Genomic DNA, 20,229 nt, shown 5'->3' on the forward strand with positions numbered 1-20,229 from the left:
TGCGCTCAATGAATGCGTTCATACATTCACTGCGCAGCATTCGTTTGGCTATTGGGGCGCAGCCGATATAGTTTCACTGATCAAAGCATCACTCAGCCATCTCTCCGTACTTTGGACTCCACCAAACGCCTTTGCTAGTGAAGAAGTAGACCGCCTCTTTATGTTTCTTCTGCTGCCTAGCTTTCTCGTCAGAGCAGCGTAGCAACTTTTTGTCCTTACCGTCTTTTTTATAGCTGTACGCTTCCATCGGTTTTTGACAGACCGGACAGAGGTGCTTCGTTATCTCGGTGGTAGCAGCTTTCTTCCGTGGACCATCGCTCGTTTTCTCCCGAGGTGGTTCCCATTGCTTGCTGTACTTGGAATAAAACAGTACAGTGTTTTCGCACCCATTCTGGCACTTAAGAAAGTACTTTTTGGTGACCTTTGTACTAGGGACTTTTGCCATTGGTTTTTGACACTGAGGGCAAGGCACTTTAGAAACTTCTAAAGTGTGATCGCTTGTTCCGGTTGAGCCAGAAGAACAATGCTTCGAGACTATCTGCTGTGCCTGGGTCAGGGCTGGGACGAAATAGTTCTGGTTCCAGCCAGCCAGGTAGCGCTGCCATTCTTCTTGCCCTTCTGCAATCTGATCAAGTGCTTGTTCCATCTGGGCCGTGAATGCTGACTCTAAAAGGTCGGGCAGGGCTTCTCCTAAAAACGCATCCACTTCTAAGCCTAATTGTGTGGGCGAGAGAGAGCTTTTGGCAGCTTCTACATATGATCGCTGTTTCAGGGTTTTGATAGTGGGTGCGTAGGTACTGGGCCTGCCGATACCTCGACGCTCCATCGTCTGCACCAGTTTAGGTTCGCTATAGCGTGGTGGCGGTTGAGTCTGCTTCTGTTCGTGTGCGGCTCGCTCTAGTGTCAACACTTGCCCCTGCTGAACGCTGGGAAGCTCTGCGTCTGCTTTGAGGTTGTTCCAGTAGCGAGTGTAACCGTAAAAGCTGACCACTTGTCCCTTTGCTTGCCAACAGACGGTCCCTGACTGGATGTTGATCTTAGTCTGCTGAACCTGCGCGGGTTTGCATCGCGAGGCAATCGCCCGTTTCCAGATCATCACATACAGCTTAAAAGCATTAGCTGTAAGTTCTTTCTTGAGCGTTTGAGAACTCTTGAAGATGTCAGTTGGCCGAATAGCCTCGTGCGCTTCCTGTGCGCCTTTAGTCTTACGATGCTTAGCCACCTTTTCAGGAACATTGTCTGCATCGTGGTTTTCTAACCACTGTCGTGCCTGAGAACAAAACTCGGGGCTGAGCATTGTGCTATCGGTTCGCATGTAGGTGATCAAGCCGGCCTCATATAGAGACTGCGCCACTTTCATTGTATGTTCGGGGCTGAAGCGTAACCGAGAGCCAGCCGTCTGCTGTAGCGAAGAAGTGATGAACGCTGGCGGTGGCTTCCGGCGTGTAGTCTTGCCTTCGATGCTCTTGACCTGGTGCGGATGCTGTTGCGCTATCTCGACTAAGCGATCGGCCTCCGTCACCGAAATGACTCTAGTGGATTCTTTGGCCGAGCTCTCAGTCGGATTTTCGGCATCATCTGTTGTTTCTTCTTCGTCGCTGTCAGCTGTGCTGCCTTGGTAGTAGGCTCGAAAGCCTTCGGCGTAATCGACAAAGACACTCCAGTAGTCTTGCGGCTCGAACGCTTGAATTTCTCGTTCTCTCGCACAGAGGATATGCAGTGCTGCACTCTGTACGCGCCCCATGCTCTTCGCTCCGTTGTTTAGTTTCCATAGCAGTGGTGAGCCCCGATAGCCAACTAGCTTGTCTAATACGGTACGGCAGAGGCCAGAGTGAACCAAGTTGAGGTCAATTTGTCTAGGTTGCGCGATCGCCGCTCTGACCGCAGCAGGGGTTATTTGACTATAGACCACCCGCTGAGGATTCTTCAGCTTCAGCGCCTCTTGAATATGCCAAGCGATTGTCTCTCCTTCTCTATCAGGGTCGGTGGCGATCACAACTGTCTTTACCTGCCGCACCGCTGCTCTGAGTCCTTTAATTACCTTTAAGCCACTTTCACCCCTTGGGACAAATCGGCAACGGATTGACTGGCCGTCTATATCAAATCCAAGCGAATCGTTGCCGTCGCTAGCTAGCTCTCGGATGTGGCCGACACTTGCTTTGACCAACCATTCGGGGCCAAGTATCTTAGAGAGCTTTTTAATTTTGCCAGGACTTTCTACAATTAGAAGTTTGTTGGCCATAGGAGGGAATATCTGAAACGTTCACCTTCATATAGGATATACGCTAAAGATAATATGTGAGAGAACATGTACTTAAGTTTTGTACAAGAAAAAAACAGACTCCCCAAAAGGAAAGCCTGTTGATCGCAGCGAGTCGCCGCCTAGTTGTTTGGGATGAATTATAGTTTCTGATCGATATAGCAAGCAATCCTCTCCTCGAAACCCCTAAGCAGCTTCATCTGCCCTGTCACGCTTAGGAAAGCATACAACCAGCCTAGGACTGCTCTAGTTCTCTTCTTGGATCTTCTTCCAGCAAAGACAGGAACAGGCGTTTTCTCGGTAATATACAGTCCAAATCTTCTATGGGGATAGAGCGCTTCGACCTGTACATAAAACGGATTCTGATATTCGTTGCAGTATTGCTTAAGGACAGTCAGAGCAACCGACCGTGCTACGGCCTGTTGCTCTATTTCGTTGAATCCAGAGTGCTGTATCACCGTCCACAGATTGTGGCTAGAGCGCCAGATTGAAAGCTGTTCGGAGAATTCTTTAAGTGTTGCCATTGGTTTTCGTCCGTCTAAAGATCAAGTGCAAGCTCAGACTCTTGAAGCTGTTTTGTTTCCCAGTACTGAGAGATCGCCTGCTCAAGCTCTCTCAGCGCAGCTTCTGTCCAGAACGGTGAGCAATAGTGCAGGAGATGAAGCATCAGTGTTGGGTTCCAAGGTTCGAGCAAACCGCGATCAAGCAGTATTTGGTTTAGCTGCTTCCGCTGGCGTACAGACATTTTCAGAACTTCATCGCTGAGTGAAGCTAGCCAGCGACTTTGCTGGAAGCCCCAACCCCCAACAATCTCCATCAGCGCTAGCTCGACCCATGTTTGAGGATTGTGCTTTGCCCCGTTATGAATGTCATTCGCACTGCCTAAGACACACAGAGAACAGGACAATCGTGTGTTGCCAGAGGCATAAACCCAATGGCAAGGAAAGCCTGCGATCGCTTGCTCAATTTTGCCTGATTGATACAGTTCGACCCGACGAGCGACATCCGCAGATGAGGTGCCGTTCTGCTGCCAAACCTGTTCGAGCGGCCAGTGATGGATCGGATGCCAGGAGATTGCGAATCGACCTTTTCGGCCAGAGTTCTCCCAGTCCTGATAGGCTTGCTCTGCCCACCGTTCCTTCTGTTCAGCCGTCTTGCAACTGGCGGGGGTTTTGAACCGCTTAGTGGTGATTTCGTTTCGTACCTGGTAGCGAGGCTTTTTCGCCCGCGCTGATGATTCCTCGGCTCGCAAGCCTATTGCACAGACGATGAATTTATAGTCTCGCAACAGTTTGTCGGCGGGTTGGGTTTTTTCATGTTTGGTGCAGAAGCGAGCGCTGGAGGAAGACCAAAAAGGCTTGTTTTCCTGCTTTTCCAAAATCGTCTCGTAGCGCTGCTGCCACTCTTCGATCATCGGTCGGTTCGGATAGAGTTTCACGAGTGGAATCGCTAGCTCAAAGCAGAGCTGCTTCAGATGTCGGTCAACACCCGACCATTCGATTCGGCCTAGCTCGCAAAACAGAGCGAACATTTCCCCTGGCCAAGAGGATGCTCGCTGCTGTTCCGCGAGATAGCGAAGCATTGCATCACTATCTTTGCCGCCGCTGATGGAGATAGCGAGATCCGCACCTTTCTCTAGAAGAGACGGCACGAAATCTTGACATGACGATTGGTCACTCTCTGTGAAGAGAGTGGTCTGCTTGAAAGTATTCATTTTTCCCAATTCCTGTACAGGCGTCCTTTCATACGAAGAGAGAAAGAACGCCAATTTGCTATTGAAGGAGCGTCAGCGGCTGCGTACTAGAGTCGCTGACCTGTATTGCCTAACCGCAGGTCAGCGATTACTTTTCATCCAAAATTTGTTCCACAAGCTTTTTGTTCTTCAAAGCCCGAAGCAGCACAGGCAGCTTCTTCTTGTACTGTTTAGCAAGAGCTTGAATGATTTTGGCATCTGCTGGCGGGATTCGCCCAGATAGATAGGTTAACTCAATCGCATCTAGCTTTAGGTATCGCGCTAGCCGCCGAATAACAATAGGTTTAGGAGGATACTCCGAACTGTCATTTTCGATTTTCGATAGGTAGCTGTGATCAACGCCAACCAACTCTGCTAAAGTGCGCTGGCTATAGCCTTTCTTCACTCTTCCTGTTTTGATGTGCTGGCCGAATGTTTGTCTCATTGGTAAACCAGATATCGTCAGAATTTCTGTTGCGCAGCAGGGCAACCTTTTAAGCGAAGGAAAAGGCGATCGCTCGTGATCAATGCAACTAAAAAGGGCACGACTGCATATTGCCTGTCCATAATAGGCGATAACCTCGACTATACAAGCTTTTCAGCCATTGCAGTGCTTGCAGTATACGGGCAATCGCCTTACCATCGGATTTGTCCCCTATTCCCCGCCAGATAGACGCTTCAGCCTCATTCAACAGCAGGCAAAGGGGCACGGATACTCTGACATCTGCATATAACCTAAAAAACAGCGCCCCTTTGCTACAGGTAGCGCTGATAGCTTGCTTATTAGCAAGTTAGAGCACCCGCTAAAAGAATGTTAGAGATGCGGTTCCTAGCCTCCAGATATTGATTTTTGGCATAGTCTCATTAAACACAGCGGACATTACGTCTGCAATTTTTGAAGTCTTTTCTGGGCTACTGTTCGAGGACTACCTGCACCGCTTCAGGCATGGCGTATGCTATTCGTTATCTGCCGACTCGAACTGTTTCCATATCCACGAAACGATAATATGCAGCCCTGGTAGGTAAGACAAAAGACCTTCTTCGCTCAGCTCCTTATCAGCCCAGTATGGATTATCCCTTGTCGCCAAGCGAAGAACTGAAGAATTAATCGGATCAACTGCATTTAGACCCAAAAGCTTTTGTTTCCAAACAAGTGTTCTTCGCCACCATAAGGGTTTAGCTCTGATGGTTCGGACCTTTCCAAGAAGGCGGTACATTGCAGTAATTGACATCTTTGTACCATCGCTATTCAAGTATAAGTAGCAGTATTGATAATAGAATTTTCTCAAATCTTTAATACAGCGAATTATCATTACCTTTTCTTTCTCTGTAACACCGTGAAAAAAGGACTTTATCATTTCAATCTCTTCCCTACTCACAGAACGAGGGTCAAAATCTAGAGTAATACTAGTATTAGAATCAGTACTAACGGCGTTAAATAGTTTTTCCAAGCGCAATAGCGACTCATTCAGGGCCAGTTCAGGAGACTCATTTCTGACAATACATAGCGTTCGAGGATTGATGTTGTCCGATCCATATAGAATGTGGGATAACATCCGATGGTGACCACCCATTCCTTCTTCCCATAAAGCAATCGCATCATAGTAGGTGGAGTCCCATTGAAAGCTGTGTAAACGTTTTCCTTGCGCCAGGTAAAACAATGACTCTATCGTAGTATCAGACTTCACTCCGCCCTTATAGGCTGGTCTAAGCCTGCCATCTGGCCGATATAGAATTTCATGCATAGAAAAATCTATATCCAAAGACGTGCTATGAAAATCACCTTTTATACTTTCTACTTCCCCCGTATAATGCAACCAACTGAGATATTTTTCACAATACCGAGAAGTACCTAAAGGCTGAGCAGTCACCGCATCTTTAACAATAATTTTGTTTGAGCTAAATGCATCTATTACTTTCGGATACCAACGGGAAAACTTATCTTGGAAATCAGGTCCGTCTAGACTTTCAAATTCTTCTAAGAAAGAATCAACAATCCGACGAACTTCCAACTGGCCTCTGCTCAACTTTGTGTTATTAGTAATCATTACTCACATCTGTATAGAACTGTGCAAGTGCCGCATGTAGAGCGGTACCCAACGCAGCCGAGGCAAACGCACTGCGCGCTTTCAAACCGCACTCATAGCGGAAGTAGTATGCCTGCGGGCAACGAGCGTAGGACTTGAGTTTGGTGGCGGAAAGGGGATAAGCCATACCCCGTATTTTACTGGCTGATGATGGTTTTAGATCTTATGTAACTACTAATGTCTATGTAGTTACATAAGATTCATTCGGATAGGCTTCAGTTGTTTCCCGATGTACCAGCGTCTCAGTTTTACCGAGCGCTGCGATATGAGCTACGGTCTCCTCTCTGCCAATCTCCGTTGCGAGCGCCCGCTGAGAGAATGTTAGAGACTCGGTTCCTGGCCCTTAGATATTGGCTTTTAGGCATAGTCTCTTTGAACAAAGCAGACATCACCTCGGCAATCTTGAAGTCCTTCTTCGGCTCTTGTTCCAGGACTAACTGTACAGCATCAGGTAGCGAATAGCCTTTCATGGCAGGAAGCAGATACTTTTGCCAATTCCCTGTGCGTCCGTCTTTCTTCCGCTTCGTGCTTTTGGCCTTGGTAGCTTTCTTAGCGCTAGTTGCTTTCTCAGTCTTTTCTTCTGGTTCTTCAACAGTAGGGGAAGCAGTCTCTTCATCACTAAGATCATCTTTTGCTTCAGTGGCAGCAGGTGAAGCATCAAACATATCGATGACTGAGAGGATAGCCTTTCGTTTCTCTCGTACTATCGATAGCTGCTGTTCAATAGCGGCGACTTCATTCTCCAGGTCAGAACTGGCGGATTTGAGCTTCGGTAAAACGTTTGTTGGCATGGCAATGAGATTCGATAGAACTACTCGAATTCTATCAAAAATCTATAATGTTGCTAATCAAAAAGACTTTTCTAATAGTAGCAACTGTAATATAGAAGGCACTCACTACTCTCAAAAAATTATGAGCAAGACAGCCCCTTCTGGGAATTCATTTGTAGACTGCCTTTTAGCTCTAGAGGATGTCACCTTTCCAGCAGGAAAGAACCCGAACAGCAAAGAGCTTTTCCAAGCGATGCTAGTTTCTGTACGGCAAAAGGGGAAGCCGGATGAAACTAGAAAACAGCCTGAAATCTTTGCTGAGGAGCTGCAAAGGATTGTTGCTCAGCCCCAAGAGCTTGGCACAGACGATATCGTCCGAAGCACTTACAGTTCAATCGAAGAATTACAGCAAGTTAGTGGTGAGGGGGAAACTGAGGCTTCTAAGTCTGTACTGTTGCTTACGGCGGCTCTAGCGATGCTAAAACCAATGTTGGATAAAGAGGCTAGTAACAACTGAACCAACTACGCAATCGCATTCAAAAAGAGAAAGCCACAACACCTAAATAGATGTTGTGGCTTCTTCTCTAGTGCTCAGACGGTAGCAAGATGATGTTTTTTTGGCAGTAGAGCATTATTTCCCCAAAGGGAAAGTCGCTCGGAATCTCCTGGTGTATTGTAGGTGCCCACCCTGAATCCCCCAAACAGTCAAGTTTGGCTTTATTTCCCTCCACTGAGAGTATCCAAACCTGCGACCCTGTGGTTTGCTCTAACGCTTTAATTGCTGGGTCGCTCCGATAGGAGGCGATCATCTCTAGCAGCCAGTATGCTTTAGCTTTCTCTGCTAGATACTTGACGCCATCTGTACAGAACATATCTGGAAAACGAGAACTCCAGCGATGCCTCTGCACTGTTCTAGGAAACCCTCTTAACTCTTTTCGTAGCTGCTTTGCTTCACTTGAAAGTTTCATCATAGATCTGATTGCGGGCTACAGTAGCCCTGTTCAGTTCTTCTATGCGTAGCACCTACCGAGTTTGCGTGGAGCCTCGTACTTCTGGGCGCGGAGTATCGCCTACTATTCGCCTTGGAACCGCACTTCGGTTTTGTCGTTTCTTGAATCGTTTCTCGGTGTAACGATTGGACTGATGCTGTTCCTTGCTATATATATTTTCATTGACAATAGAATCAGCTTAGCGGTTCAGGAAGGCAAGGTAGAAGAATTTACAGTTATAATTATTTCAAACTTTGCGATGGCCGGTATATTGGTGTCAACTATTGCGATCTGGTTCAGAAGCTAATATCTCAGTTCCCTTGATATGTTGTAGTTGTCTAAAGAAGTTACTGATGAAAAAGGTATTTTGAATGTCTAGTAATCCTACCAAACCGCCTTTTCTATTTGTCCTAGAGCAACTTGTGGCGGACTGGCGGCAGGTGGTACTGCCGCCGTATTGGTTAGGCGATCGCCGAGATCCCGAGTATCTACAACGAATCAAAGAGGTAGGCGGGAAATACCTGTGGTTGCGTAACGCTAATTTACAAGGCGTTAATCTGAGCGGCGCTAACTTGCGGAAAGCCGATCTGAGTAGCGCCAACCTCAGTAGTGCTAATTTACGCGAAGCCGACCTAAGTGATGCAACTCTGTACTGTATCGACCTAGAGGACGCTTCTTTAGTCAGTGCCAAGCTGTGTGACGCCAAAATGCAAGGCGCTATCTTACACAAGACCGACCTGAGTGGTGCGGATCTCAGTGGCGCGAACCTCGATAGAGCCGAACCGAACAAGGCTTACTTACGCGGCGTTAACCTGCATGGAGCCAGTCTGTTCGCAGCGGATCTACGCGGAGCTGATTTACGAGAAGCCGATTTGCATGGAGCCGACTTGTTCGGCGCGGATCTCAAAGCAGCCAATCTCAACAATAGCGACTTGTGTGGAGCCGTCCTAGAATTGGCTGATCTAAACCAGGTTTCTCTAGTAGGAGCAAAGGTTGATAATACTCGATTCGGTGAGGGTGAAGGGTTGTCCGATGAGAGAAAGGAAGATCTGAAGCAGAGAGGCGCAATTTTTGGGTGGGATGCGTTTTGCGAAGAGAACAAACCCAAGCATCGATTCTCTAGAGTTGTTTTTAATGTTTTGTACTAAAGAGTTTACTTGGGTACAAAGCAAATGGGTAAACGTCCCGCTCTTGATCAAAGTCAGCGTCATGCGCTGCTCGAAATCTGCCAACCAGTCTGAGGAAAACAAAGTCATGCGATTCCCTTTCTCCTTTAGAAAACTATCTACAAAAGAACGAGAATACCGCAAGAAAGTGTATCAACACAGGCGACTGCAAACAAAGAAACTTCATTATGAGTTGAGTTACAAACCAACTCCAAGTATCGACTGTGAGCTACATGAGATTGAGGAGTGGCTGCATAAGTATCACGCTGATTTACATGCGATCGAACTCCAAGAGCAGACCGAGTTTGAGGCGGCACTTGCAGAGCTAGATGCTGAAATTCCTAGACAGTAGATGCCAATACTGTTTGGCAGCAGGTGTGGCTGTTCGGAAGTAGGCGATCGCGTTCCTCAAACGAGCTAACAACACCTTCAGCACCTAACCTTGACTATCTCCTTGAGCCGTGTCGTGTACCGAGGCGATCGCCACTGCTGCCGCATTCCCCAAGACTTTCGCTGCTTGCCCTTCTCTAGTCCTTGAGCCGCAAAGCGAACGGTGCCTCTGCCCATCTTGGCGTTAAGTGAGTCCATCAGCGCCATCAGTTCATCGGACTGCTCGTGGTCGGTAGAGCAAAACAGATTGCCCTGTACGGTGGTGGCCGGGGCCAGGTCGAACAGCATAACGCCGCACTTGTGGTACTCAAACTCAGGCCGATACAGCTGCGCCATACATGCCCTGGCCGCATGAATAATTTCCCTACTATCGCTGCTAGGCACTGTGAAAGACCAGGTGCAGCTATTGCTGTACTGCGCCTCATGCTGACGGAATCTGTTGGTTTGCAAGAATACCTGCAATCCGCCACAACGACTGCCCTGCCTCCGTAGCTTTCCGGCTGCTCTAGCGGCGTGGTCAGCGATCGCCTCCAACAACAGATGTTTCTCAGCAATCATCCGCCCGAACGAGCGCGAACACATGATGTTCTTCTTCGGCTGAATCTCTTCTAATCCCAGACAAGCCGTTCCGCGCAATTCGTGAACGATCCGCTCTGCGACCACGTTGAACACCTGTCGAATTGTTCTTGGTTCAGCGGCTCGCAAGTCAGCCGCAGTCTCAATACCAATCGCATTGAGCTTGAGCGTCCACCGTCTACCGATGCCCCAGATATTCCCAACTGCAATAGTAGGAAGCACCTCATCTTGGAGGGTGCGATCACACAAGTTAAAAACACCGCTCGTTGTTCGTTTCTTAGCTACATAGTTAGCAACCTTAGCCAGCGTCTTAGTTGGGCCGATGCCTACACCGATAGGTATACCCGTCCACTGGTGGACTTTCTTTTGCATCTGGCGTCCGTAGTCAGTGAGGTCGAGGTGAGCAAAGCCATCCAGTTGCAAGAAGGCTTCATCGATTGAATAGACTTCCATATCCGGCGTAAACGTGCCTAAACATGCCATCACCCGCTGAGACATATCACCGTAGAGTGCGTAGTTAGAAGAGAAAACTGCAACATTGTGCTGAGCGCAGATTTTCTTATATTTATGCCACGGCCCGCCCATCGGCACCTCTAACGCTTTCAACTTTGGCGATCGAGCAATGAAACATCCGTCATTGCTCGACAAGACCCCGCAGGCGCGATGCTCTAGCTCAGGCCGGAATACCCGCTCGCACGATACATAGAATTGGTTGCAATCACAAAGGGCGAAGATCGGCATGGAATAACCCTCTCAGCGCATCGAGCGAATGATGTGAACCTAAGTTAGTCGATATTGTTGCCAAGCTCGTTGCCCGCACGGAAGAACTGCTGGTGCGATGGACTTGTCGTGATCAAGGCGACCAAGACAATAATTCCCATGATGCATCAGAAATAAGTACATATGAACTATGACTTCAGAGTATCGCTACGCCCGCTAGAAATCAAGAGAGCGGAGAAAGTGGTGTTTGATGAGGGTGCGCTGAACCGCTGCCGTCTGGGAACTCTGAACAGACATAGGCCCAACTCAAACGCCCATAGAGGCTGACTATGGCAGGTGATATCTCAGGAACAGAAAAAGAGCATCGTGGTAACACTTTGGTGCCGATTGGCGGTAAGCTCCCTCACTACTTAGAGCTGCGAACGTCTGCTACTCTAGATTGCTTGCAAACACTAATTCCGAGTGCAGCTGGCAAGCGCAATCGCCAACGCCTGAATGCTTCACTAGCTAGCCGTACTCGACTCGGCCTCTATCTAGAGATAAACGAAAAGTTGCATCTCGCTTATGCAGATCAGCGAGATGGGCGTGGCTCACAGCACTGGTGGCGGTTATTTTTCGATGACTCACTGCGAGAGATTGTTGAACGAGCCGCTAACGCTAAAGCCTTAGCCGTTGGCACCCAAAGCCGACAGGAAGAAGCGAGACACACCAATCAAGGGGTCCCCTCTCTCTGTTGGAGTGGGATGTACTTTCGCTCCAAAGCTGAGCTGGCGATCGCTAAAGCGTTGCAAACAAAGGAAGTCTTATTCTTTGCCAATAGTCAGGGTATGGCCTCTCTCAAGGGATTGCCCGTGACAAGGGATGCTCACGGTATGGTCGAGCGACTAGAAGCTGACTTTTTGGTATTCAGAGATGGCCAATGCATCTGCTTGGAAGTCGATGGCCGACAACACCAGCAGAGCGAGTATGCGTTTCGAGACTATGCCAAAGAACGTGCCTTGCTAAAAGAGCAGATTCCGACCGTACGCTTTCCTGCTCAGGAGTGCATAGCTAGACCTCAGCAAGTTGTAGAAGAGTTTTTGGCTCTATTCCCTATTAGCTGATGCAGGTAGCAGTGACAAGACTTTCACCATCAGTATTCGTAGTCCTTATCTGGGTTGACGAACCCCATCTCTGCGTCCCATCTTCCAACAGTCATTCGTGTTACTTTAACTACTCCAACAAAAGCGACACGAATAAATCTATTGAGTGGAGTGCCTCATTCAATGATTGTTTTTGCTATTGCTGTTGTCTTCCTGTGGAGCGCGATGGGCACCATAAATGAGTTACGTGGTTTAGTTGAATGTATGTAGCCCAGGTGTTTGAATGGCCGCACCCACAGATAGATCAAGATTGGGCCGTTAGTAAGTGGTGCTGGCGCGAGATTACGCCGCTGGCCTACCGAGAGTTGAAGGCGAGTGGGCCGCTACTGTACGAAGCGCGAGATGCCTTCATGCAAGCCGAGCCAGCAGACGATTATCCAACGCCGTCGGCATCGGCTAAAGACGCCGGACGCCATTGTGGTAGCCAGTGCTTCAGTCGCAGATGCAGTACTCTTGACCAATGATCGGCAGTTGCTAAAGTTAGATGATTTGAAGACCTGCGCCTTGAAGATCAAAGGTGTTTGATGATCCTGAGCAACTTCTTTTAAACGTTGAGCACAGGGCGATCGCTCCTTCGTTATTTCGCATTCTATATAGACTATATAGAACCCAATTTTTTGCATCCACTATAGGCCGGAATGGTGGCAATACAAGGTGGTTTCTCGTATAAAGTGTGATTATATATTTCTTTTCAAGCTCCTAACAACAGGTTAGACAAATGCATAATCAATCTATAGGTGAACAGATAAAGAATCTTTCTCAAACTGAAAGGCGAGTACTGGACCAGATCGCTACAGGTAACACTTTTAAAGATATTTCAAGGTATGCCGTCGAGATTCCTAAAAGGCTGAAGGCTTTGGAGAAAAAAGGACTAGCTATCGAAGATCTTGGTCAATGGACTATGGCTGTTAATGTTCATTTAGCTTGGTGCCAGCTTTGTTCGGAGCCCACGGTAGTGAACCCATCTAGTCGTGGAGACCGGTGGTTAGTCGTACGGTTTCCTGATGGTAGCTGGAGTACCGGTGGCTCACCATCAAATTATGGCGATGGAGAGGCCGAGTTGTTTTGGGTTCATGAGACGACCCGTGAGAGAGCTTTGCCCAAAGCACAAGCTTGGCGCTCTCGGGAGTTAGGATTGATCAAAAAAGAATTTGGTGACCGTATTGCTGACAGATGTTTGGCATGAGCAATGCGATCGCTACTAAAGCGATCATATGATGCACATTGACACGCTGAGGTGTTGTAGCATTCCTTTTCGTGTATTTTCGCATCCTATATAGAGTATGAAAGTGCTTCCCTGCCACTACGAGAAATTAGCCCGGAAAAAGGTGCTGAAGCGATCGCTGCCAGGTAGAGTTCTTTTGGGGATAGACTCACGGTTCGCTCAAAATTAGACAAGGTTGAATAAATTATCCGGAAAGAGAGAGATAGATATCGTCCGCAGTCCCCAACAACTGCAAAATGCGCTGCTGTCGTTCAGATAGGTCAGAGAGAAAATATTGAAGCGAGCCGTTAATCTTCATCACCGTGAGAGTAATGCCGCGAAAAGCTCGCAATAGCAGCTCAGCAGTGGGTTTGGCAGTGGCCCGTTTCGGATTGCCAGCATAGAGTCCAGGCAGCTCATGTCGGGTTGAATCCAGTTCAGAGCGAACTGAAAATTCGAGTAAACAAAGCACACGCAAGCCAAGACTCAACAGTCGAATCAAGCCCTTGACTCGCTGGTCAGTGGCTAAAAAGATAGGTGTTAAGCCGAGCGCTTTACCCTTGTAGCGGCCAAAGCATCGCTCAATGAGATACTCGTTGCGATAGCCATAGACGGCTGCGGATAGCGACAATGACAAGTCGTTGGAGACATAGACCCGCCATCCGAGTAGCTGTTGTGCCTGCTGGTAGGCGTTTGGGTCGAGCGTTGCCTTGAGCTGGACGGTGGCTTCTGTGCGGATGCGCGCAGGCTGCTCTCGATAGGCGCGTTTGCGAATGGTTTCGCTCGTAATTTCGTAGGTCATCTGCAACAACGATTCGACCCGATAGCGTTTGAGGATTCGCTCGGCAGCGGCTATGGTGTCATCGACTGAACGCCGTTTGTGTCCTCGGCCCGTGAGGTTCAGTTTAGCAAGTGCCTCAATCGTCTTCTCTAGGCGCTGCTCTAGCCCCCTTTGCTGACGTTGCTGATGCTTAAAGGAGCGCACTACTAACCACTGCTCGCGCCAGGTGAACCTGTCGCTTCGTGTCCCCAACGATTGCGGCACCGTGAAGGCAAATCCTTCTGCAATCATCTCAGGCACCGTCTCAGTAGCTCTCTCTGCACCGCTGCTGTCACTAGCGGTGACTTCAGGAGCAGCGACCGAGTCAAGTCTTTGCTCACCGCGAAAGACTGGCGCGAGCAACTCGGCTAAGCCGTCAGTAGATACCTGCACTGCTGGCAAGGGGCATAGATAGTGGTTTTCGCTCTTCGCTAAATAGCCACGGGTTTCTATTGCCGACATCTTACTGTCGCCCACATATAACAAGCCGCTCATGCCCAGATGCTGCTGAACCTGTTGAATCTCGGGCACATACAACGGGTCATCCGCTCGGTTGCCACTCACCACGGTTGTGCTGACAGGCAGTCCTAAGGGATCCAAGGCCGCTTGCGATATCTTCACTTGCGGTAAATCAGGCCGATAATCTTTGCTGTGTCCAAACTGAAATAACCCGTCTGGCGTCGGTGCTCGGTAGCTGCTGGCAGTTGTTGTATCCAGCCGCACCGTCTCTACACTCAAGTCATAGACCCGCACCGTTTGTCGATTCAACGCACCCTCGAAACCTTCCCAGGCTAAGTCGTCACTCAATTCGTCTAGCACCGTTGCCAGGTGGTCATCACTGAAATCTAAGGGCCGCACTGACACATCCAAGCAGGTTGCTAAGGTGTGACCTAACCCTGATGCCCAGGCTTCTACTTGATTGAGTCGATGGTCTCCTTGCGAAAGAATATAGGACAACCAACCCATCACCACTTTGCCCAGACTCAGCCCTTTCCAGTTACCGTGGGTCTCAAAGTACTCATCGACTAGCTCGCTGAGTCCCACTTTTTGCATCTGGCTTAACAACAGCGGGATATCATCGACGCGTTCGTTACTGATTAATTCGGCCATCGCTTAGCTAGAATGCAGGGCTAGACAGGAATTGAGCTATTTATCATTCTCCTATATTTTTCAGCGAACCGTGAGATAGAAGGTGCCAAACAACGCAATTGGGAAGCGCTTTATCTAGTAGCGCTGCCAGTTGATGCGGTTATTGTGATCGGGAAGCGGATTTTTTGGCCCCTATCTTCACTGAGCCCAGGAATTTTTGCGTGTGTATTTCTCACAGGCTTAACAGTTTTCTTACTTATCCTTCCTTCGATTTGGATAAGAATGATTTTGGCGTATTCACCATTTATTTTACTAGGTGCGGCAGTGATCTTGTTCATTTGTATATGTAGGCGGGCCTGCTAAAACTGACAGACTTTTGTGGATTTAACGATGAAAGAGTGTAGATTTAACGATGAGTGAGTATAACTATGCTGGCGAAACGTACAGGATTGTTGGAACCTTTACCGACGGAACTGGGAAAACCCCTTTAGTGATTTCATGCTTAGCGAGTACTAAGGAGCCAAAACAGCCTTTTCTAGCTCAAAGCGTAGAAATTACAGGAACACAAGTCTATCGGATTTCAAACGATAGGTGGGAAGCAACGAATTTACCACCTATGAAAGGAGAGCCGCCTGCTTGGGCCGTCAGCCAAGCGTGGTACGCGAAGACCTTCTCGGCAAGTGAAGCTGAGTGCAACGCGGCCTTCATTCGCAGCTTCGTGGTTCTACGGGTCTAATAGCATGAAAGTATCTGGTAAGTTGGCAACCGCCGTACTTCAGTCGGGGGTGGAAAACGACTCAAGCGGCTTTAGCCGCCAGTAGTCCAGTTGATCGATGGAGAGGCTGAATTTTCTTTGGAGAGAAGTATCCGATCCTTTTCCAGTCTTTGTTTGATAGCGAGACATGACTTTTGGTATCGCCACCAACCCATCCATAGAAGACTTCTCCTTTCTTAAATGCTTTAACAAAATCGCCTTTGCGTACCCCGTGCCGCGTTGTTGTGCCGCCATACTTGCGCCGATTGCCACCCTTTGCAGGCACCGCCAAATGAAGCTGACGGCGACTAACCAGCGGGCGACGAATGATGCAAAACTCTGAATCAGTAACAACGACTGACCCAAACCAATCGCCACCGTCTGCATCAATGCGATGGACTTTGCGGTAAGCCGTAAATTGCGTAGCAGCTAGGGCAACGCCATCGACAGCGTGGGAATCCGGCGATTGCTCTGCCTTATTGCGCGACTTTTCTAAACAAAGATGCCTGCGCATATTGGCAGTCTCCCAGCCATAGCGAGTGACGACAGGGACGCCGAAGACGGCTAGTTGCTCTAGCATCCAGCGTTGGCCCACCATTACAGGGCTAAATCCTTTATTGCCACTCGCCTTAACGTATTCGTAGACGATAGAACTGATAGGAAACAGCTTGAACAACTCACGCAAAACACGTAGCTCTAACTGCCGGTTAGCGCGGATAGAGGGCGGTACTTTGCGTGACTTACGATTGGAAAACCGCGACTGTCGGTGTGCTCGCTGGTCGAAGGCGACCTTACGATTTATTCGCCGCCCGCGCCGCCCGCGCCGCATCATTGCCCGAAACTCCATCCGTTCCTTTACCCGCTTGAACGGTAGAACAAGATGACCTTTGAGCAAAGTTGCCTGCGCCGACTGCACCCCAACGCCGCTGTACAGCTTGCCAGGGTCTACGCCAACTGCAATGCCTTGCGCCTCACGCCCAGATGGTTCAGCGACTAGCTGAACGTACCAAACGCCTAGCTTCGACCATTGGCCAACGGCTTTGCCACTTTCTACCCAGCGTCGCGCCCGTTGGGGCGTTGTGGGCATCAGTGGTTTACCGTCTGGATCTAGAACTGGAATTCGCATAATTAGTAATGGGTATAACCCCTAGTTTGTCGTCTCTTCGAGCACCAATAACAACATGGCTTGCCATTACGCAACGCCTCTTCCAATGAGGCTTGTAGGTAGTCCGAGCTAGAGAAGTACTCGGAGGTACGTAGCAGTTATTGGCTCAGCGCTCTAGTCAGTACTACGTTTAGATTGGCCTAAACAAGCCCCCGCACTTTAGTCGGGGGTCACTGACAGTCAGTAGAGATAGGGATTAATCATAAGAAGGATGCTTTTGTCAGATGGGTTCGTCAAAGATCAACCTCTTTCAATTCTTCTTCGCTAGCAATCTCCCTAAGTGCTGCACAGAAAACATCGCCAGTTGTTTTATCCTTGAACTCGCTTCGTTTGAGAATGAGACCCACCAAATTCTTGTAGGCTGGCGGTAGTGTGCATGATGGCCGCCAGCCGTTACGCCTCAACGCGCCTTTCGATTTTTGTGGTCCTCGAACGCCCATAGAACACCTACATCCTTCGACAATGCCACTATAGGCGCATATCATTGTCCAAGCAAAATCAGTGAAGAACGCTAGTCGTTTTTAGACAACGAAAACCAACCTATAAAAACCTGTTGACAGCAAGTATAACCATCGCTATATTTGGATGAGATGAATAAGTCCCTGCAATTAGGGCCACAACAATCATCAAGGAATTTGCAATGACCTTACAAACGAAGGCAACTCTGTATGAGCGAATTATACGTTTATCTGGAGATAGCGATCGCCCTATTCAAGGGGAAGGATTCATGTCGCTTCGGTGTGAAAGGGCACTGAAGTACTTAGAACCCAAAGTGCTAAGAGAAGTCAAGTACGTTGATACCAATATTTGTGAGGCGGAAGAGAATTAATGACGGATCAAGATATGGATTTTTTAATTAAAGTGACTGAGCAATATCTAGATTCTACATTAATAGAGAAAGTCCGAGAAGCACACCTCTCTCAATCTATGAATCAGCGTTGCCAAATAGCTGAGCACAACGTAGGAGAAAGGCTGTTGACGGCGGCATCGAATCCTAAGTATGGATGTGTTGCTGTACTTCCTTTGTTTGCTTCTGATTTAGAAGCGCCTTATATTTTGACACGGCCTCATAACACTCTGGTACGCAACGAAACCTTCCAGGGCTTTGTATGGAATCTAGCTGATCGGGGCTTTAAATGCTTTATCGATAGGCCAGGGCTCACTTCCTCTGCACTGACAAACTTTCTGGGATTGATGCCGGAGCTGGGCTGGAAGCACTATCATATGCAGGAGCTGGAGGAAAAGCAAAAGGTAGTATGGACTTTGTATGTCTTATTGCCAAGTTGCGAACCACCACGACGCTATTGGATGAGAAATGTTGCTTTTCATCTGAGGGGACCAGTTTTGATGCTGCTAGGCATCACAATCTGTGCATTGTTGAGTTATGTGCTTTTTGTTCGCAGTAATGCGCTCAATCTAGGTGTATTACCCTGGATGATTACGCTTTCTCCTCTATTCCTCTTTCCGGCTGCGATTTATCGAGGCTTGAAGCTCGATTTAACGCAGGGATGAAGAGACAACATTGCGCGACGATCAACCAGTTTGTTGGTACCACAATCACTAAATAAACCATGCCCAACCCCTTGCCATCGAAGCGTCGGCGCGATCGCCGACGCTCCAGCTATCCACTGATTCACGAAGCGAAAAAACAGCGTAGCACCTATCTGGAAGATCCACGCTGGAGACCGTACCGTAACAGCCCACAGTTGGCGCTGCAAGTGTACGAGTTAACTCATCCAGAGAATGTCATGACCTTCGATGGGCTTGAACGTAGCAAGGATGCTAATCAGTTAGCGTTATACCAATCCGTGGCACTTCGGTTAAGTGAGATGCTGGCTAAAGATCCTGCTGCTGAACACTTTCACGAGCTTGCGAATCTACAGAAATCTCTTAGCTAGTTTGTAGACAAATTGGTCCCACCTGCTACCCCTTATTCATTCTCATAAAGGAGCTACCGTTGTGGAATTCAAAACGCCGCTTGAGATTCATCAGAGGAATCTAGGCATGGATCTAACAGTCGAAGAAATCGAAGCTGCTTGCGCGATCGCTCGCAAGTTTATAGCCAAGGCATTGGACGAATGGCGCGATGAGTCCCATTATGTACGTGCTAAAATTGTTCTCCCCAAACCAAAGTGGCTTGCTATTGAAAAAATCATTTCTGACGAGCTAGCTGAAAGCGGATGGGAAATCGAAAGATGGTCTTCTTGGTCTGGAACGGAGATGGCCGAAAAGACCAGTCATAATCAATATATTCTTGTTGATATCGAACCGCTGGTAGATAATTTTAATCTCAAGCATAAGAAAGCATTTGCAAATTCAACTACAGGCTCATTTCGGAAAGCGAAAGGATTCATCATGCTTGTGGCGGTGACTTTGGGGCTTGTAGTGTTCCTTTCTGTAGCTCTGCATTTAGGTGAAAGGCTTTTACCTGACAATAGTTCTCGTCCTGCTATGGGCAGTAAGTAATTTCTTTTGGAGAGAAGCGATCGCGCTAAAGCCAATTAGACGGTACTGTGGGAGGCTAACTTAGATACAGCAAACCTCAGCGGAGCCAACCCTAGCGGAGCCAAAAAAACCAGCATAGCCCAGCTATCGGAAGCGTATCTATGCGAAACACAGTTACCTGATGGCATTGACTTAATCCTAAGCGGGATTGTAAAGAGCTAACCGGCTAAGCTCCTGCTGTGCAGATGGTAAGCTAGCGGGTAGTTATGGCAGGCAGAAGGTGTGGGAAGAGGAAGACCGCGAGAGAATACGCAGCGCGTTGACTTCAGTATTTTAGTCGAACACTATCAAATATTAAGAGCGGATGCCGTAGCCAGAGGATACATCAGCGGAAATGGAGTTCGCTGGAAAGAGTACTTCGGGGCGATAGCAATGATGTTAGTTGGCAAAGAGATAGAAGTCCCACCCTATAAAAATAAAAAAGTTGACTAATAACTACCCGGTAGTTATTATTATTATTAGTATTCCATCTTCGGCGCTAAGCGAACAATGCAATTGCTGGCAGGAACAAAAGTCTAACTCGCTAGAAACCGATTAATCAGTCTCCGCAGCCTGACAAGGTAGTACCAATATCTAGTCGGGAAACCATGCAATTGCCTTGAACCTGCTACATTTATCCAGCTTGGAAAGATGAATGTAGCTTTCCCAGAAGGTTTAGTAAAAACAATTTGCAGGATATCTTTATGGCTTTCCTAGATTCACATGCCGAATTTCTATCTACTGCAATGGAAAACCAGGTAATTGTCTATTTGTTGTACGCGAACGTATTTTTTGCTGGAGTGATAGGACTTCTTTACATCCCGCGTTTGCCTCGGTTAGGCAGGTATGCCGTGTACATGGTTCTTGGGCTTAATGGGTTT

General features: G+C 48.2%; 24 protein-coding genes. 12 read left to right on the forward strand and 12 right to left on the reverse strand.

Features of this window, described 5'->3' with window-relative positions; translation table 11 throughout:
• Positions 1 to 88: 88 nt before the first annotated feature.
• The 7 genes from topA to S7335_RS24635 form a co-directional block, all read right to left on the reverse strand.
• Positions 89 to 2,242 carry a type I DNA topoisomerase gene (topA, locus tag S7335_RS24610; RefSeq protein WP_006458716.1) on the reverse strand — a complete coding sequence of 718 codons (2,154 nt, stop codon included), beginning with the start codon at positions 2,240 to 2,242 and terminating at the stop codon, positions 89 to 91.
• A gap of 158 nt (positions 2,243 to 2,400) precedes the next feature.
• On the reverse strand, positions 2,401 to 2,784 hold the full coding sequence (locus S7335_RS24615; RefSeq protein ID WP_006458849.1) for a hypothetical protein: 384 nt from the start codon (positions 2,782 to 2,784) through the stop codon (positions 2,401 to 2,403).
• A gap of 14 nt (positions 2,785 to 2,798) precedes the next feature.
• Positions 2,799 to 3,974 (reverse strand): phosphoadenosine phosphosulfate reductase family protein, encoded by a 1,176-nt coding sequence (locus S7335_RS24620; RefSeq protein WP_006458870.1) that lies wholly within the window; start codon positions 3,972 to 3,974, stop codon positions 2,799 to 2,801.
• Positions 3,975 to 4,101: 127 nt separating this feature from the next.
• Positions 4,102 to 4,437, reverse strand: coding sequence for a helix-turn-helix domain-containing protein (locus tag S7335_RS24625; protein ID WP_006458795.1), 336 nt, complete (start codon positions 4,435 to 4,437; stop codon positions 4,102 to 4,104).
• Between the two features lie 511 nt (positions 4,438 to 4,948).
• Positions 4,949 to 6,040 carry a hypothetical protein gene (locus S7335_RS24630; RefSeq protein WP_006458776.1) on the reverse strand — a complete coding sequence of 364 codons (1,092 nt, stop codon included), beginning with the start codon at positions 6,038 to 6,040 and terminating at the stop codon, positions 4,949 to 4,951.
• The gene (locus S7335_RS27170; protein WP_083785180.1) at positions 6,030 to 6,206 is read right to left on the reverse strand and encodes a PD-(D/E)XK nuclease family protein; all 177 of its coding nucleotides are present in this window, start codon (positions 6,204 to 6,206) and stop codon (positions 6,030 to 6,032) included. The genes S7335_RS24630 and S7335_RS27170 overlap by 11 nt, the downstream gene beginning before the upstream one ends.
• Positions 6,207 to 6,327: 121 nt before the next feature.
• Positions 6,328 to 6,870 (reverse strand): hypothetical protein, encoded by a 543-nt coding sequence (locus S7335_RS24635; protein WP_006458768.1) that lies wholly within the window; start codon positions 6,868 to 6,870, stop codon positions 6,328 to 6,330.
• 121 nt (positions 6,871 to 6,991) lie between these two features.
• Here S7335_RS24635 and S7335_RS24640 point away from each other — a divergent pair, with 121 nt between their 5' ends.
• Positions 6,992 to 7,366, forward strand: coding sequence for a hypothetical protein (locus S7335_RS24640; protein ID WP_157620754.1), 375 nt, complete (start codon positions 6,992 to 6,994; stop codon positions 7,364 to 7,366).
• Positions 7,367 to 7,433: 67 nt separating this feature from the next.
• Here the strand turns inward: S7335_RS24640 and S7335_RS24645 are convergent, their stop codons facing one another.
• Positions 7,434 to 7,817, reverse strand: a complete 384-nt coding sequence (locus S7335_RS24645; protein ID WP_006458860.1) for a DUF6876 family protein — start codon at positions 7,815 to 7,817, stop codon at positions 7,434 to 7,436.
• A gap of 392 nt (positions 7,818 to 8,209) precedes the next feature.
• Between S7335_RS24645 and S7335_RS24650 the strand changes: the two genes are divergently transcribed.
• Both S7335_RS24650 and S7335_RS24655 read left to right on the forward strand, forming a co-directional pair.
• Positions 8,210 to 8,986: a pentapeptide repeat-containing protein gene (locus S7335_RS24650; protein WP_006458786.1), complete on the forward strand. Its 777-nt coding sequence runs from the start codon at positions 8,210 to 8,212 to the stop codon at positions 8,984 to 8,986.
• Positions 8,973 to 9,356: a hypothetical protein gene (locus S7335_RS24655; protein ID WP_038020293.1), complete on the forward strand. Its 384-nt coding sequence runs from the start codon at positions 8,973 to 8,975 to the stop codon at positions 9,354 to 9,356. Before S7335_RS24650 ends, S7335_RS24655 begins: the two co-directional genes overlap by 14 nt.
• 77 nt (positions 9,357 to 9,433) lie before the next feature.
• Here the strand turns inward: S7335_RS24655 and S7335_RS24660 are convergent, their stop codons facing one another.
• Positions 9,434 to 10,711 (reverse strand): Y-family DNA polymerase, encoded by a 1,278-nt coding sequence (locus tag S7335_RS24660; RefSeq protein WP_038020296.1) that lies wholly within the window; start codon positions 10,709 to 10,711, stop codon positions 9,434 to 9,436.
• A gap of 308 nt (positions 10,712 to 11,019) precedes the next feature.
• Between S7335_RS24660 and S7335_RS24665 the strand changes: the two genes are divergently transcribed.
• From S7335_RS24665 to S7335_RS24675, 3 genes are all read left to right on the forward strand, one after another.
• Entirely contained in the window at positions 11,020 to 11,793 is a 774-nt protein-coding gene (locus S7335_RS24665; protein ID WP_006458754.1) for a hypothetical protein, read from the forward strand.
• Positions 11,794 to 12,032: 239 nt separating this feature from the next.
• Positions 12,033 to 12,296, forward strand: a complete 264-nt coding sequence (locus S7335_RS28245) for a hypothetical protein (protein ID WP_157620756.1) — start codon at positions 12,033 to 12,035, stop codon at positions 12,294 to 12,296.
• A gap of 254 nt (positions 12,297 to 12,550) precedes the next feature.
• A complete protein-coding gene (locus S7335_RS24675) occupies positions 12,551 to 13,018 on the forward strand; it encodes a hypothetical protein (RefSeq protein WP_006458714.1) in 468 nt (155 codons plus the stop codon).
• Between the two features lie 223 nt (positions 13,019 to 13,241).
• On the opposite strand, the gene S7335_RS24680 is transcribed toward S7335_RS24675, so the two are convergent.
• Positions 13,242 to 14,966 (reverse strand): hypothetical protein, encoded by a 1,725-nt coding sequence (locus S7335_RS24680; protein ID WP_006458872.1) that lies wholly within the window; start codon positions 14,964 to 14,966, stop codon positions 13,242 to 13,244.
• A 391-nt stretch (positions 14,967 to 15,357) separates the two neighbouring features.
• Here S7335_RS24680 and S7335_RS24690 point away from each other — a divergent pair, with 391 nt between their 5' ends.
• Positions 15,358 to 15,681 carry a hypothetical protein gene (locus S7335_RS24690; RefSeq protein ID WP_006458732.1) on the forward strand — a complete coding sequence of 108 codons (324 nt, stop codon included), beginning with the start codon at positions 15,358 to 15,360 and terminating at the stop codon, positions 15,679 to 15,681.
• Positions 15,682 to 15,742: 61 nt separating this feature from the next.
• On the opposite strand, the gene S7335_RS24695 is transcribed toward S7335_RS24690, so the two are convergent.
• Complete coding sequence (locus S7335_RS24695) at positions 15,743 to 16,825, reverse strand: RRXRR domain-containing protein (RefSeq protein ID WP_006458827.1); 1,083 nt, start codon at positions 16,823 to 16,825, stop codon at positions 15,743 to 15,745.
• A gap of 272 nt (positions 16,826 to 17,097) precedes the next feature.
• Positions 17,098 to 17,304 (reverse strand): hypothetical protein, encoded by a 207-nt coding sequence (locus S7335_RS24700; RefSeq protein ID WP_006458738.1) that lies wholly within the window; start codon positions 17,302 to 17,304, stop codon positions 17,098 to 17,100.
• Between the two features lie 200 nt (positions 17,305 to 17,504).
• Between S7335_RS24700 and S7335_RS24705 the strand changes: the two genes are divergently transcribed.
• The 5 genes from S7335_RS24705 to S7335_RS24725 all read left to right on the forward strand — a co-directional run bounded on the left by S7335_RS24705 (position 17,505) and on the right by S7335_RS24725 (position 19,801).
• Positions 17,505 to 17,693, forward strand: a complete 189-nt coding sequence (locus tag S7335_RS24705) for a hypothetical protein (RefSeq protein ID WP_006458787.1) — start codon at positions 17,505 to 17,507, stop codon at positions 17,691 to 17,693.
• On the forward strand, positions 17,693 to 18,376 hold the full coding sequence (locus tag S7335_RS24710; RefSeq protein WP_006458770.1) for a hypothetical protein: 684 nt from the start codon (positions 17,693 to 17,695) through the stop codon (positions 18,374 to 18,376). The genes S7335_RS24705 and S7335_RS24710 overlap by 1 nt, the downstream gene beginning before the upstream one ends.
• 59 nt (positions 18,377 to 18,435) lie before the next feature.
• A complete protein-coding gene (locus S7335_RS24715; protein ID WP_038020304.1) occupies positions 18,436 to 18,762 on the forward strand; it encodes a hypothetical protein in 327 nt (108 codons plus the stop codon).
• A 61-nt stretch (positions 18,763 to 18,823) separates the two neighbouring features.
• Positions 18,824 to 19,330, forward strand: a complete 507-nt coding sequence (locus S7335_RS24720; protein WP_006458781.1) for a hypothetical protein — start codon at positions 18,824 to 18,826, stop codon at positions 19,328 to 19,330.
• A 261-nt stretch (positions 19,331 to 19,591) separates the two neighbouring features.
• Positions 19,592 to 19,801, forward strand: a complete 210-nt coding sequence (locus S7335_RS24725; protein WP_006458861.1) for a hypothetical protein — start codon at positions 19,592 to 19,594, stop codon at positions 19,799 to 19,801.
• Positions 19,802 to 20,229 lie beyond the last annotated feature (428 nt).

Source organism: Synechococcus sp. PCC 7335 (assembly GCF_000155595.1).
Lineage (GTDB): Bacteria > Cyanobacteriota > Cyanobacteriia > Phormidesmidales > Phormidesmidaceae > Phormidesmis.

Bases quoted from the DNA above. Each gene is read 5' to 3' on its own strand.
- S7335_RS27170 (WP_083785180.1), bottom strand. From the start codon at position 6,206: ATGGCTTATCCCCTTTCCGCCACCAAACTCAAGTCCTACGCTCGTTGC.
- S7335_RS24705 (WP_006458787.1), top strand. From the start codon at position 17,505: ATGACCTTACAAACGAAGGCAACTCTGTATGAGCGAATTATACGTTTA.
- S7335_RS24675 (WP_006458714.1), top strand. From the start codon at position 12,551: ATGCATAATCAATCTATAGGTGAACAGATAAAGAATCTTTCTCAAACT.
- S7335_RS24625 (WP_006458795.1), bottom strand. From the start codon at position 4,437: ATGAGACAAACATTCGGCCAGCACATCAAAACAGGAAGAGTGAAGAAA.
- S7335_RS24665 (WP_006458754.1), top strand. From the start codon at position 11,020: ATGGCAGGTGATATCTCAGGAACAGAAAAAGAGCATCGTGGTAACACT.
- S7335_RS24615 (WP_006458849.1), bottom strand. From the start codon at position 2,784: ATGGCAACACTTAAAGAATTCTCCGAACAGCTTTCAATCTGGCGCTCT.
- S7335_RS24690 (WP_006458732.1), top strand. From the start codon at position 15,358: ATGAGTGAGTATAACTATGCTGGCGAAACGTACAGGATTGTTGGAACC.
- S7335_RS24695 (WP_006458827.1), bottom strand. From the start codon at position 16,825: ATGCGAATTCCAGTTCTAGATCCAGACGGTAAACCACTGATGCCCACA.
- S7335_RS24640 (WP_157620754.1), top strand. From the start codon at position 6,992: ATGAGCAAGACAGCCCCTTCTGGGAATTCATTTGTAGACTGCCTTTTA.
- S7335_RS24655 (WP_038020293.1), top strand. From the start codon at position 8,973: ATGTTTTGTACTAAAGAGTTTACTTGGGTACAAAGCAAATGGGTAAAC.
- S7335_RS24715 (WP_038020304.1), top strand. From the start codon at position 18,436: ATGCCCAACCCCTTGCCATCGAAGCGTCGGCGCGATCGCCGACGCTCC.
- S7335_RS28245 (WP_157620756.1), top strand. From the start codon at position 12,033: ATGTATGTAGCCCAGGTGTTTGAATGGCCGCACCCACAGATAGATCAA.
- S7335_RS24660 (WP_038020296.1), bottom strand. From the start codon at position 10,711: ATGCCGATCTTCGCCCTTTGTGATTGCAACCAATTCTATGTATCGTGC.
- S7335_RS24700 (WP_006458738.1), bottom strand. From the start codon at position 17,304: ATGGGCGTTCGAGGACCACAAAAATCGAAAGGCGCGTTGAGGCGTAAC.
- S7335_RS24645 (WP_006458860.1), bottom strand. From the start codon at position 7,817: ATGAAACTTTCAAGTGAAGCAAAGCAGCTACGAAAAGAGTTAAGAGGG.
- S7335_RS24710 (WP_006458770.1), top strand. From the start codon at position 17,693: ATGACGGATCAAGATATGGATTTTTTAATTAAAGTGACTGAGCAATAT.
- S7335_RS24635 (WP_006458768.1), bottom strand. From the start codon at position 6,870: ATGCCAACAAACGTTTTACCGAAGCTCAAATCCGCCAGTTCTGACCTG.
- S7335_RS24620 (WP_006458870.1), bottom strand. From the start codon at position 3,974: ATGAATACTTTCAAGCAGACCACTCTCTTCACAGAGAGTGACCAATCG.
- S7335_RS24650 (WP_006458786.1), top strand. From the start codon at position 8,210: ATGTCTAGTAATCCTACCAAACCGCCTTTTCTATTTGTCCTAGAGCAA.
- topA (WP_006458716.1), bottom strand. From the start codon at position 2,242: ATGGCCAACAAACTTCTAATTGTAGAAAGTCCTGGCAAAATTAAAAAG.
- S7335_RS24680 (WP_006458872.1), bottom strand. From the start codon at position 14,966: ATGGCCGAATTAATCAGTAACGAACGCGTCGATGATATCCCGCTGTTG.
- S7335_RS24630 (WP_006458776.1), bottom strand. From the start codon at position 6,040: ATGATTACTAATAACACAAAGTTGAGCAGAGGCCAGTTGGAAGTTCGT.